Origin of the sequence: Dyella sp. 333MFSha, assembly GCF_900102405.1 — a bacterium.
Lineage (GTDB): Bacteria > Pseudomonadota > Gammaproteobacteria > Xanthomonadales > Rhodanobacteraceae > Luteibacter > Luteibacter mycovicinus.
On record NZ_FNBR01000005.1, the window covers coordinates 230337 to 242821 of the forward strand.

Annotated in this window: 11 protein-coding genes; 5 read left to right on the forward strand and 6 right to left on the reverse strand. The window is 67.9% G+C overall.

Annotation, left to right across the window (positions count from 1 at the left end; translation table 11 throughout):
* Positions 1 to 92 precede the first annotated feature (92 nt).
* Positions 93 to 935, reverse strand: coding sequence for an NAD-dependent epimerase/dehydratase family protein (locus BLT40_RS17360; RefSeq protein ID WP_090355229.1), 843 nt, complete (start codon positions 933 to 935; stop codon positions 93 to 95).
* 7 nt (positions 936 to 942) lie between these two features.
* On the opposite strand from BLT40_RS17360, the gene BLT40_RS17365 reads away from it, so the two are divergent.
* The 4 genes from BLT40_RS17365 to hemE all read left to right on the forward strand — a co-directional run bounded on the left by BLT40_RS17365 (position 943) and on the right by hemE (position 3940).
* Positions 943 to 1473 (forward strand): shikimate kinase, encoded by a 531-nt coding sequence (locus tag BLT40_RS17365; protein ID WP_079520922.1) that lies wholly within the window; start codon positions 943 to 945, stop codon positions 1471 to 1473.
* Positions 1473 to 2546: a 3-dehydroquinate synthase gene (gene aroB / locus BLT40_RS17370; protein ID WP_090355233.1), complete on the forward strand. Its 1074-nt coding sequence runs from the start codon at positions 1473 to 1475 to the stop codon at positions 2544 to 2546. The genes BLT40_RS17365 and aroB overlap by 1 nt, the downstream gene beginning before the upstream one ends.
* Positions 2547 to 2613: 67 nt before the next feature.
* Complete coding sequence (locus tag BLT40_RS17375; protein ID WP_036115167.1) at positions 2614 to 2877, forward strand: WGR domain-containing protein; 264 nt, start codon at positions 2614 to 2616, stop codon at positions 2875 to 2877.
* A complete protein-coding gene (gene hemE, locus BLT40_RS17380) occupies positions 2867 to 3940 on the forward strand; it encodes a uroporphyrinogen decarboxylase (RefSeq protein WP_090355236.1) in 1074 nt (357 codons plus the stop codon). Before BLT40_RS17375 ends, hemE begins: the two co-directional genes overlap by 11 nt.
* A 106-nt stretch (positions 3941 to 4046) precedes the next feature.
* Here the strand turns inward: hemE and BLT40_RS17385 are convergent, their stop codons facing one another.
* From BLT40_RS17385 to purT, 5 genes are all read right to left on the reverse strand, one after another.
* Entirely contained in the window at positions 4047 to 4559 is a 513-nt protein-coding gene (locus tag BLT40_RS17385) for a tetratricopeptide repeat protein (RefSeq protein ID WP_043692760.1), read from the reverse strand.
* A gap of 3 nt (positions 4560 to 4562) precedes the next feature.
* A complete protein-coding gene (gene mrcB / locus BLT40_RS17390; protein ID WP_090355238.1) occupies positions 4563 to 6896 on the reverse strand; it encodes a penicillin-binding protein 1B in 2334 nt (777 codons plus the stop codon).
* Positions 6897 to 6993: 97 nt separating this feature from the next.
* Positions 6994 to 7827 carry an NAD(P)H-binding protein gene (locus BLT40_RS17395; protein WP_079520784.1) on the reverse strand — a complete coding sequence of 278 codons (834 nt, stop codon included), beginning with the start codon at positions 7825 to 7827 and terminating at the stop codon, positions 6994 to 6996.
* A gap of 5 nt (positions 7828 to 7832) precedes the next feature.
* Positions 7833 to 9548, reverse strand: coding sequence for a tetratricopeptide repeat protein (locus BLT40_RS17400; protein ID WP_090355241.1), 1716 nt, complete (start codon positions 9546 to 9548; stop codon positions 7833 to 7835).
* Between the two features lie 71 nt (positions 9549 to 9619).
* Positions 9620 to 10801: a formate-dependent phosphoribosylglycinamide formyltransferase gene (gene purT, locus BLT40_RS17405; RefSeq protein ID WP_090355243.1), complete on the reverse strand. Its 1182-nt coding sequence runs from the start codon at positions 10799 to 10801 to the stop codon at positions 9620 to 9622.
* A 147-nt stretch (positions 10802 to 10948) separates the two neighbouring features.
* On the opposite strand from purT, the gene BLT40_RS17410 reads away from it, so the two are divergent.
* Entirely contained in the window at positions 10949 to 12475 is a 1527-nt protein-coding gene (locus BLT40_RS17410; RefSeq protein WP_176809208.1) for a transglutaminase-like domain-containing protein, read from the forward strand.
* Positions 12476 to 12485 lie beyond the last annotated feature (10 nt).

Genomic DNA, 12485 nt, shown 5'->3' on the forward strand with positions numbered 1-12485 from the left:
GCCCGGTCGAGGCGTCTCCGGACGTTTCGTCGCGCCCACCGGACCCGCGGAGCGTGCCGGCGCAGGAGTCGGCGCCGTGGGCGATACGCCTCTCAGATCAGAGCCGCATACCCATCCCGGGCATCCTCCCAGCGACACCGGAATCCCGCTTCCCGCAACAACCCGTTCGACAAGCGCTTGTTCCCGATGCCCACGGGCCCCGGCCCCTCGCCCGGCAACGCCACACCGAGCAATCCCGCCAGATGGTCATACAACACGTCGATCGGCAGGGGCGTGTCGTCCACCCCCACGTACACCGGCGCGGGCTGCTCCAGCGAAAGCACCAGCGCCAGCGCGGCCGCGGCATCATCGACATGAATCCGGTTGGCGTAGATCCCGCGCCCTCTCGGCACCACGACCTTTCCCTCACGCAGCCGGTCAAGCAGCTGCGTCCTCCCCGGTCCGTATAAGCCCGCCAGACGCACGCTGACACCACCGATATCGCGCGACGCGAGCCACCGCTCCGCTTCGAGCAACACGCGCCCGTTGAATCCCATCGGCGCGGGCACGCTCGTTTCATCGACCCAGTCGCCGCCATGCTCACCGTAAACCGCCGTCGACGAGACGAACACGGTTCGACGCGGCGGCGCAGGCAACGCATCGACCAGGTGACGCAGACCGTCGGGGAAGATGGCGCGGTAAGCCTCTTCGTCGCGCGCGCCGGGTGTGGGCGCGTAGACCACGGCATCGGCGTGAGGAAGGGCCTTCAGGGTGTCGGGGCGCGTGAGATCGCCACGCAGCCAGCGGATGCCCTCGCCGTCCGGCCGTTCGCTCCGGCGCAGGGCGAAGACGCGATGCCCCGCCTCGACGAGACGCCGGGCGACACGCGTGCCGACGTCACCCGCGCCCGCGACGAGCACGGTTTCGTACCTCTGGGGATGGCTTGTTGCTAGCATGGATGCGATGAATCCCTCGCCCAACCTGTTTCTGGTCGGCCCCACGGGCGCCGGCAAGACCACGATCGGACAACGCCTCGCGGCGCATTATGGCCTGCCGTTCGTCGATCTCGACGTGGAGATCGAAGCCCGCCTCGGCGTGACGATTGCCAGCCTCTTCGAGAGCGAAGGTGAGGCGGCGTTTCGCGCGCTGGAATCCGCGCATCTGGACGAGTTTAGTCGCGCCGACGGCATCGTGCTCGCGACGGGCGCGGGCGCCGTGCTCGACGAAGGAAATCGCGCGACGCTGGCGGAGCGCGGCACCGTGCTGCTGCTGTCAGTCAACGTCGACGAACAGTTCGACCGTCTGCGGCACGACCGGGCACGGCCGATGATCGCGGGCATCGACCGGCGCGGCAAGCTCGAAGCGCTGGCCGGACATCGCAACCACCTCTACGAAGAGATCGCCGACCTGATCTTCCACGGTCGCCACGAACACGTGGACGCCGCGGTGCCCCGCGCCGTCGCCCTCCTCGACCGTCACTGGAAACGCACCTGATGGATATCGCAACCGTCGACGTCGACCTTGCCGGTCGCAGCTACCCCGTCTGGATCGGTCCCGGCCTGCTGGCCGATAACGCACGCTGGCGCAAGGCCATCCGTGGCCGCCACGTGCTGGTGGTCAGCAATACCACCGTGGCGCCGCTCTACCTCGACGCGCTGGCTCAGGGGCTGGATGGTCTGCGCTGGTCGTCGTATCTGCTCGAGGACGGCGAGACGCACAAGACCTTCGCCAACGTCGGCAAGGTGCTCGAAGCGCTCGGTGAACTCGGCGCCACACGCGACGCCTGCGTGATCGCGCTGGGTGGCGGCGTCGTCGGCGATCTTGCCGGTTTTGCCGCCGCCTGCTGGATGCGCGGCATCGACTTCGTGCAGATACCGACCACCCTGCTGGCGATGGTCGATTCGTCGGTCGGCGGCAAGACCGGCGTGAACCTGCCCGCGGGCAAGAACCTGGCCGGCGCCTTCCACCAGCCGCGCGCCGTGGTGGCCGATACCTATGTGCTCGATACGTTGCCGCAGCGCGAGTTTCGCGCGGGTCTGGCCGAGATCGTCAAGGGCGCGGCCATCGGCGACCCGGACTTCTTCGCCTGGCTGGAAGACCACGCCGATGCACTGGCCGGACGCGAAACCGGCCCCCTCATCGAGGCGATCGCCCGCAAGTGCCGCTACAAGGCGGGCGTGGTCGCGCGGGATGAAACCGAACAAGGCGAGCGCGCGTTGCTCAACCTCGGCCATACCTTCGGGCACGCGCTGGAAACCGCGGGCAACTACAGCGAGATCCTGCACGGCGAAGGCGTCGCCATCGGCATGGTGCTGGCGGCGAAGCTCTCCGAACGGCTGGGCATGGCCCCGGCGGCGGACACGCAGCGTCTGGTCACCCTGCTGCGGCGACTGGACCTGCCCACGGAACCCTCGGGCAAGCATGCCGCCAGCCGACTTCTGGAACTGATGCGACTGGACAAGAAGAACACGGCCGGGACGCTGCGACTGATCCTCTGGCGAGGTGTCGGGCGGGCGGAGATCGTCGCCGGCGTGGCCGAGGACGACGTCCTCGGCGTGCTCATTTGACGCACAGGGTGCGCCCTTCCGGGGGAGCGCCTACAATGATCGGCCCTGCGCCAGCCCGGATCGCTCGATGCGGATCTACATGCAAACCATGCCCGAAGCGGGGACCGAAGCACCCCGCTACGTCCAGATCACGCTCGAACAGGACCTGTTCGGCGGCTGGACCCTGTACCGCGAAAGCGGCGTGCAGGGCGGCAAGGCCTCGCTCAAGCGCGAGGTACATATCGAACGCGACAGCGCGCTGGCGGCATTCGAAAAAGCGCGCGACGCGCAACTGAAGAAAGGCTTCAAAGTGATGTTCAGCCAAGGTCAGGAGTCGGCGCATGGCCGCTGACGTCCTGCGTAACGACCGTTTTCTCCGCGCGCTTCGTCGCGAACCCGTCGACACCACGCCCATCTGGGTCATGCGTCAGGCCGGCCGTTACCTGCCGGAATACCGCGCCACCCGCGCGCGGGCCGGCAGCTTCATGGGCCTGGCGACGAATCCCGAATTCGCCTGCGAAGTCACGTTGCAGCCGCTCGAGCGTTTCGAGCTGGATGCCGCGATCCTGTTTTCGGACATCCTGACCATTCCCGATGCGATGGGTCTCGGCCTGTCGTTCGAAGCGGGCGAAGGTCCGCGCTTCGCGCGTCCCGTCCGCGATGCCGCCGCGATCGACAAGCTGGTCGTGCCCGATATGGATGGCGAGCTGCGCTACGTCATGGACGCGGTGCGCCTCATCCGCAAGGAGCTCGACGGACGGGTGCCGCTGATCGGCTTCTCCGGCAGTCCGTGGACGCTCGCCTGCTACATGGTCGAGGGTCAGGGCTCGAAGGACTTCGCGCAGGTCAAGGCGCTGGCCTGGAACGATCCCGCGCTGGCCCACCGTTTGCTCGACACCATCGCGCGTTCGGTCGCGGCCTACCTGATCGCTCAGGCGCACGCCGGGGCGCAGGCCCTTATGATTTTCGATACCTGGGGCGGCCTGCTCGGTCCCGCGCCGTTCCGCGAGTTCTCGCTGCGCTACATGGCCCGGGTCGTCGACGCACTGAAGGCCGACCCGGTCAGCCGCGACCTGCCGGTCATCCTGTTTTCGAAAGGTGCGCACGGTCAGCTCGAAGCGCTGGCCGATACCGGCTGCGACGGCCTGGGTGTGGACTGGACCATCGACATCGGCGAGGCGCGCCGTCGTGTGGGCGACCGGGTCGCCCTGCAGGGCAACCTCGACCCCGCCGTCCTGCGCGCGTCACCCGAGATCGTGGCGCGTGAGGCCCGCGCGGTGCTGGATTCGTTCGGCAACCATCCAGGCCACGTGTTCAACCTCGGCCACGGCATCACCCCGGAAGTGAATCCGGAGAACGTAAAGGTTCTCGTCGATACCGTGCACGCCCACGGCCGGGCGATCCGGGGGCCCTGAGCCCCCTACCCCTGTAGGAGCGCGCCCCGCGCGCGATGCTCCTGACCGCGAACGTGCTCGCGCCAGAGCATATCGCGCGCAGGGCGCGCTCCTACGGGGTCTTATCTCAGAACCGGTTCGGTCCCGCGATGTGGCATTTGTTGAGCTCGGTCTTCGCCGACGCGGCGCCGGCCTGATCGTTCGCCTGCAGACGCATCTCGACCACCGTCTGCCAGTTACGTGCGCAGAGGCTGCCGGACTTCGGACCCATCTCGAACGACTGTTTGGCCAGCTGCTCCGCGCGGGGGAAATCCTGCATGCGCACGGCGATTTCCGCCCGGTCCTGGATCAGCTCGGGCGCGTCCGGCGCGCGCTTCAGCGCCTGCGCGAGCTTGGCGTCGGCATCGGGATAGTTGCCCGCGCGCTCGTCGGCCGAGGCGGCCTGCTGCAGGCCCTGCACGCCCGGATCGCGCAGCGGCGCGACTTCGATCGCCGACTTTTCACGCTCACCCGCGGCGCGGATCTGCGCCACGATGTCGTAAGACGGCTTGCTGGGGCGGGTGGCTTGCGGCGGCGCCGGCTGGCTGCAGGCGGCGACGAGGGTGACGGCGGCAATGGCGCAGAAGCGAAAGCGATGCATGGGTCAATCCGTAGGATTACTGGGAACGGGCGGCGCGGGCTGGTCAGCTCCGTCACCGCCGCCGAACATACCCTTGAATCGCTGCCAGAAACAGCCCTCTTCCGCTTCCGGCACGTAACCGGACACGAACGGGAACTGACGCGCGCCTTCGCACGACGGGTCCGTGCGCTTACCCGTCTGCGGATTCACATAGGCCATTTCCAGGCCCTCGCCCGGCGCCGCCGACAGCGGACGCGTCGGCAGCTTGCGGAACAACTCCTGCCAGACCTTCATGCTGCCGGTAGCGCCGTAGAGGCCGGTGGGCTTGTTGTCGTCACGGCCCATCCAGATCACCGCGAGACGGTCGCCCGTAAAGCCGGCGAACCAGGCATCGCGCTGGCTGTCGCTGGTGCCGGTCTTGCCCGCCGCGTGCAGATAGGCGAGGTTCGAATTACCGATGGCCGCGGCCGTGCCACCGTTGACCACCTGCTGCATGGCCCATGTCGTGAGGCGCGCGGCGGTCTGGTACTCGCCTTCGCCCTCCTTCACTTCGTAGCGCTTGATCGCCTGGCCCTTGCTGTCCATGACGCCGCGCACGGCCACGAGCGGCAAGGCGTGCCCGTCGGCGGCGATGTACTCGTACAGCTGCGCCACCTGCAGCGGCGAGATGTCGATGGCGCCGAGCAGGAGCGACGGGCTGGGATTGACGCCCTCGAGCCCGAACGACTCGAGAAAGCCCTTCACCCGGCCGACGCCGACCTGCATGCCGAGGTTGACCGTCGCCAGGTTCCACGAATGGACCAGCGCGTCCAGCATCGGTACCTGGCCGTGGACCTCGCGGTCATCGTTCTGCGGCGTCCATGGGGTGCCGTCGGGCTGACGCATGTTGATCGGCGAGTCGTCGACGATCGACGCCAGCGACCATTTGGACGGCTGCGCCAGCGCGACGAGATACACCAGCGGCTTGACCAGCGAACCGATCGAGCGACGGGCATCGAGCGCACGGTTGAAACCCTGCTCGCCCGGATCGCGCGAACCGACCACGGCCAGCACGCTGCCGTTGGTGGTATCGGTCACCACGGCGGCGGCTTGCGCGGCGGCGCCCCGCTTGCCGAGGCTCTTCATGGTCGTGACGATGGCCTGCTCGGTATAGAGCTGCGCGGTCGGATCGAGCGTGGTGAAGATGCTCAGGCTGCCGTCGCGCAGCGCGGCTTCGTCGAAGTCCGCCGTGATCTGCGACCGCACCAGCTGCATGAAGGCCGGGAAGCGGTTGTGCGGCAGCTGTGCGTTGGGCGCGATGCCCAGCGGCGCGGCCTGGGCCGCCTTCGTCTGCGCGTCGTCGAGCAGGCCGGTGTCGTGGAACTGCTGCAGGACGAGGTTGCGACGCGACAGGGCACGGTCGGGATAACGACGCGGATCGTAATAGCTGGGGCCCTTGACCAGGCCGATCAGCAGGGCGATCTCCTGAGGACGAAGGTCTTCCAGACGGCGGCCGAAGAAGAACTCGCCGCCGGCGGCGAAACCGTGCACCGCCTGATTCCCCTGCTGACCCAGAAAGACCTCGTTGACGTAGGCCTCGAGGATGCGTCCCTTCGGATAATGCGCTTCCATGAGCAACGAGAGAATGGCCTCGTTGACCTTGCGCAGCATGTTCTGGTCGCGGTCGAGGAACAGGTTGCGCACCAGCTGCTGGGTCAGCGTGGACCCGCCCTGCACCGTATGACCTGCACGGATGTTGGCGACCGACGCGCGCGCGATGGCCGAGAAATCCAGACCGATGTGATTCTTGAAGTCGCGGTCCTCGACCGCCTGCAGGCCCTGCACGAGCAGCGGCGGCACATTCTCCAGACGCACGATGCGACGCTCTTCCTGCTGCGCGCCATACAACGTCGCGATGCGCGCGGGATCCAGATGGATCGACTTGATCGGCTTGTCGTTGGTGTCGTCCACCACCGAGGCGACCTGACCGTTGGCCAGGACGACACGAATGCGGTGCGGCAGCTCGCCGCCATCCGGACCGAAGTAACCATGCGAGGCGATGATGAAGCGCGAGCCGTTCTTCGAGTAGCTGCCCTGAATCTTGCCGGCCCCCTCGGTGGTGTAGCCGGCGAAGGTCAGTTCCAGCTCGAGGGCCGCGGGGGTCAGTGCCCTGCCCGGTTCCAGTGGCAGCGGCCGGGCATAGACGCGGGTGGGCACCGCGAACACGAGGTCGTTGAAGCGCTCCTGCAGGCGCGCATTGAGAATCAGCGTGTAGGGCAAGAGGAAGCCGAACAGCAGCCCCATCACCAGCCAGAAGGGAATACGCAGCCACGGCCAGGCCGTGCGCAGGAGGGAGCCAAGACGATTCAGGAAAGCCAACGCGGGGAAGTCCTGCGAGAGAGGTCGGAGACCGATGATAGGGGCAGTTCACCGGCGCCCATCTGAACGGATGAGGGCAAAGTGACGGCGATGCGGATCAGCGGACCGGCTGCCAGGTGCCGGGCTGCGGCCGGAAAGGCCGCGGATGCACACCGAGGATGGCCTCCAGGTCCGTATTGTCGGCAATCAGGTCGGTATCGAGCCGGTTCACCGGTCCGCGCATGAGCGGCGACACGGACGCGGCAAGTTCGAGCACGAGACGAGGGACCGGGAGCGGCAACACGAAGCCGCCGGCGCTCCGCTGCGTCCGCCGGAACATGTCCGCGGCCGTGAGCCGTTCACCGCCGCCCATGGAGAGGGTGCGGCCGCGCGCCGCCGGTGTCCGCAGAGCGGCGACGACAGCCGCGGCGATATCGTCCGCGTGCACCGGCTGGCGCTGCCCCCGACCTGCCGGCAGCGGAAAGATATGGCGCCGGCGGGCGGACGCCACGATAGGCGTCAGACTCTTGTCCATGCCGGCCCCGTAAATAAGCGTCGGCCGGAAGACGGTCCATGGCATACCGCGCGATGCGCAGGTCGCTATCAGCATCGTTTCCGCGTCCCGCAGGCGGCGCGAGACTTCCCGCTCTTCGGGCACCTGCGATTCGCGCTTGGTTTCGGCGCTCATCGACGACGTGGCGACGATGTGGGGAATGCCCGGCAACCGCATCTCGGCAAGCCACTTTGCCAGCAGATCGATGGGCCCCAGCGAGACGACGGCCTGCAGCGGCGGCAGCTCCGGCATGCCGTCCGGAAGATGACCGGACCGCCAGCGAGGGTCGTTGCCCGGCGGGCGCCGGCTGACCGCCATCCACGCATATCCCTCCGCCTCGAGTCGCGGAAGGAGGAAGTGCCCGATCTGGCCGGACGCGCCCATCACCAATACCGTCATCGTGCTCAGCGCCCTGTCGCGATGCGCTCATAGGCGCTTTGCAGCCGCGGATCGTCCGGCACGTAGCGCCGTGCGTGGTCGAGCGACTGGAAGGCGCCCTGGCGATCGCCGCTGGACGCGCGCTGCAGCGCGTTATCGATGAGGGCGCTGCCGAGGCGATGACGCATCTCGCCCTGGGAAGCATCGCCCGGCGCCAGGTCGGACAGGGTGCCGTACAGATCTTCGGCGCGCTTCACGTTTCCAGCGGCGACGGCCTGCTGCATCTGCTTCTCGACCTGTGCGGGCAGGCCCTGCAGGCCCGCACGAGCGGTCGGGTCGTTACCGTCGATCGCCAGCGCATTGCGGTAGAGGTCGTAGGCGCTGTCGCCCGGGGGATCCATGATGTCGCCGCGCGACGCCGCGGCCTGTGCACGACGAACCAGATCGGCGACCTTAGCTTTCTGCTCCGGACTGACCGCGAGCGAGGCTTCCGGTGCGTTGTCATCACCTGCCTGCGCGCCTGCCGCGGGCGGGACGCCAGCGGCCGCATGCCCGTCGCCACCGCCCAGTCGTGCGCGTGCGGCGGCGAGTTCGGCGGATTTCGGGGCGAGCTTCGTCGCCTGATCGAGCAGCTTCGCCGCCTGGGCGTCGTCATTGCTGTCGAGCGCGGCATTGGCTTGCACGATCAGCGCCTGGGCCACCTGGCCGAGCCCGGCCTTCGCGCCCGCGTTGTCGGGGTCCGCGGCGAGCGCGGCGTTGAAGCGCGCCAGCGCGCTGTCGTCGCCGTCACCGGTGAAGCGCCCGGCGCGCATCGCATCGTTGCCCTGCTGGATGAGCGTGGCGATCGCCTGGTCGTCCTGCTTGCGTGTTTCCGCCAGCGAGGCACGCAGCGACGGAAGGTCGCTGTAGCCGGGCACGAGGATGGCGATACGATCGACCAGCGCATTGGCCCTGGGGCGGTCGTTGTCGGAAATCGCCTGCCTTGCCTGCGCCGCCAGCGCGTCGCCCACACGATCGAGACCGCGTGCCGCCACCGTGTTGTTGCGGTCGGCGTCGAGCACCCGGCGGTAAAGCGCACCCGCACCGTCGTCACCGTCGAACTTGCCGGCGGCGAACGCCGCCTGCGCACGGTCGATCAGTGATTCGGTGTGGCCCTGCGGATTACGCGCCTGCGACAGCTGCTGGGTGAGGCGTTCGACGTCGCTGCCACCCCCGAGCAGTTCGCGGGCGACGTTGAGCGCGGCTTCGGCTTCGTCGAGGTTGCCCGCGCTGAGGGCGGCGTCGGCGCGAGCCACTTCCGCCATGCCGACGCGGCGCAGGCCGTCGCGCGCCTGGTCGCTGTCGGGCTGCTGGTCACGCGCCTTCTCGAACAGTTCGCGGGCGCTGTCACCCGCCGTGCCATCGAGCTTGCCGGCCGCGAGGGCCTGGTTGGCCTGACCGAGGAGATCGTTGAGCTCCGTCGCCGGCATCAGATTGCGCAGCCGGTCCTGCTGCAACCACAGGCCGGTGACGCCACCGATGAGCACGAGAACCAGCACCGGAATGAGCCAGCCGCGTTTGCGCTCGCGCCGTGGCGGCGGTGGCGTGGGTCCGCCCGTACGCCGACGCGGCTCGTCGACGACGATGTGAGGCAGGCCGTCGTCCACCGGCGCGGCCGGACGGTCGAGGTCATCGAGCCGGCCGAGCGTCGGCTCGGTGCGACCGCGATGGTCGTGATCGTGGTTGTCTTTGCGTCCGCTCATGGGCGTGGGTCTTCCCTAGGAGCGGAGCAGCTTAACATTCAGGCGTGAACGGCCGTTGTAGGCCGCGCACGTCAGATTTCGACGCGGATCCGGCTGGCCGCGCGCTTGGCCTTGTCGAGCGCCTCGTCGACCGTCGCGGCGCGCGCCAGCGTCACGGCCATGCGGCGACGGCCGCGCACTTCGGGTTTTCCGAAGATACGCAGCATGGTGCCGGTCTCGGCCAGGGCTTCCGCCACGCCGTGGTACGTGGGCGAGTGCCCCTCCCCTTCCACCAGCACCGCGCAGGAGGCGGCGGGCGAAAAAGCGTGAATCTCCGGCACAGGCAGACCAAGGATGGCGCGCGCATGGAGGGCGAACTCCGACAGATCCTGCGAGATCAGGGTGACCAGGCCGGTATCGTGCGGCCGCGGGCTGACTTCGGAGAAGATCACTTCGTCGCCACGGACGAAGAACTCCACCCCGAACACCCCCCAGCCACCGAGCGCGGCCGTGATCGCGTCGGCCTGGCGTTCGGCGGACGCTCGCGCGGTATCGCTCATCGGCTGCGGCTGCCACGACTCGCGATAGTCGCCGTCTTCCTGGCGATGGCCGATGGGCGCGCAGAACGACACGCCGTCCCGGTGGCGCACCGTCAGCAGGGTGATCTCGTAATCGAAGTCGATGAAGCCCTCGACGATGACCCGGCCCCGGCCGGCACGACCGCCGGCCTGCGCATATTCCCATGCCGCCTGCGCATCGGCGGGCGTGCGCAGCACGCTCTGACCCTTGCCCGACGAGCTCATCACCGGCTTGGTGACGCACGGCGTACCGAGCACCTTCACCGCCTCGACGAACTCCTCGTAGGTGTCGCAGAACCGGTAAGGCGAGGTCGGCAGGCCGAGCTCCTCGGCGGCGAGGCGACGGATGCCCTCCCGATCCATCGTCAGCCAGGCCGCCTTCGCGGTCGGGACGACCCTCAGGCCCTCCTTTTCCATCTCGATCAGCGTCGGCGTGTGGATGGCCTCGATCTCGGGCACCACCAGATGCGGCTTCTCTTCCTCGATCAGAGCGCGCAGGGCTTTACCGTCCAGCATGTCGATGACGTGGCTGCGGTGGGCCACCTGCATCGCCGGCGCATTGGCGTAGCGGTCCACGGCGATCACCTCGACAGCGAAGCGCTGCAACTCGATGGCGACTTCCTTGCCCAGTTCGCCGGAGCCCAGCAGGAGCACCTTGAGGGCGGTATGGGAGTGCGGCGTACCGAAGGTATTCATGCGAGGGAGGTCCAGGAAAGCGTGATCGCACATTCTAGGTGTCGCGCCACAGGGGTGCCAGCGGGCCTTACATGAAGGTTTGCATCATTGACACGACAGCTAATCGTGCTTTCATGCGATCTGGCCTTACAACGTGGATGTATGCCCATGCGTCGTCAGATCGTCGCGCTCGCGCTCCTGTCGAGCCTCGCCACCGCCCATGCACAAGATTCGAAGACCTGGATGAGCGTGATGCTCGACGGGCGCAAAGTCGGCAAGCTGGTCACGGAACGCTCGGTCACCGGCGACACCGTGACCACCCGCCAGGCCATCGATCTGCGCGTCACGCGTGGCAGCACGCCACTGGTCACCCATAACGAAGCGGTCGCGACGGAGAGCCTCGACGGCAAGCCCCTGGCGTTCCACGCCAGCAAGACCGGCTCATCGCAGGAGAACGCCGTCGACGGCCAGCCGCGCCCCGACGGAACGTTTCAGGTGACCACGCGCGTCGGCGACGATGCGCACGTCAGCCTGCTGGCGTGGACGCCCGGCGCGGTGCTCAGTGAAGGACAGCGGCTCGCCATCGTCGCCGGCGGCTTCAAGGCGGGCAGCCACTACCCGCTGAAGACCTTCGACGCCATGAAGCAGGAGGTCGCGACGCTGGACGTCGAGGTGATCGGCGACGAGATGATCGACCTGCCGGGCGGCACGGAACGTCTCCATCATCTGCGCCAGCGGCTGGCCGGCGGCAGTGGCGCACAGTCGCTGGACATGTGGGTGAACGACCGCGGTGAAGTGCGTCGCGGCATCTCGCCACTGCTCGGTTTTCGTATGGAAGTCGCCGCGTGCGACGAAGCCTGCGCGACGGCGCCCGACCAGGACATCGACGTGCTTCGCTCGGCCATGCTGCAGTCGCCGCGGATCATTCCGAACGGGTCGCAGGGACAGGCGATGACGTATCGCTTTCACCTGCGCGACGATCTGCCGGCACCGTTCGTCAGCACGGACGAGCAGCAGGTGAAAAAGCTGTCGAACGGCGATTACGAGATCACCGTCGGCCATCCGCAGAGGCATGACGACGAACCCGGTCCGACGCCTGAAGACACGGCGTCCAACCCCTGGGTGCAGTCGGACGCACCCGAGGTGATCGCGCTGGCGAAGGAGGCCGTCGGCAACGCATCCAGCGATCTGAACCGGATGCGCCGCCTGCGCAGTTTCCTGACCAGTTATATCGACCAGACCGGTCTGGAAGTCGGCTATGCCTCCGCGCTGGAAACTATCCAGACGCGCCGTGGCGACTGCACGGAACACGCCGTGCTGCTGGCGGCCATGGCGCGATCGCAAGGCATTCCGACGCGCATCGTCACCGGCCTCGTCTATGCACAGCGATTCGCGGGCGCATCGCGGGTTTTCGTCCCGCACACATGGGTGCAGGCGTGGATCAACGGGCGCTGGGAAAGCTTCGATTCCGCGCAGTCGCGCTTCGACGCCACCCATATCGCTCTCGGCGTCGGCAGCGGCGATCCCTGGCGCTTCTTCGCCTCGATGGCATCGCTGGGACGCATGCAGGTCGCCGACGTCAAGATCTCCGGATCGATGCCCGATTTCATGCAGGGTCCGGCGCCGTCGCAGCAGCCCGCGACCCCATCGTTCAACCCGGTGGGCCCTGTCGGCCAGACGGGCGGCCGTCGCTGATCCGGGCATA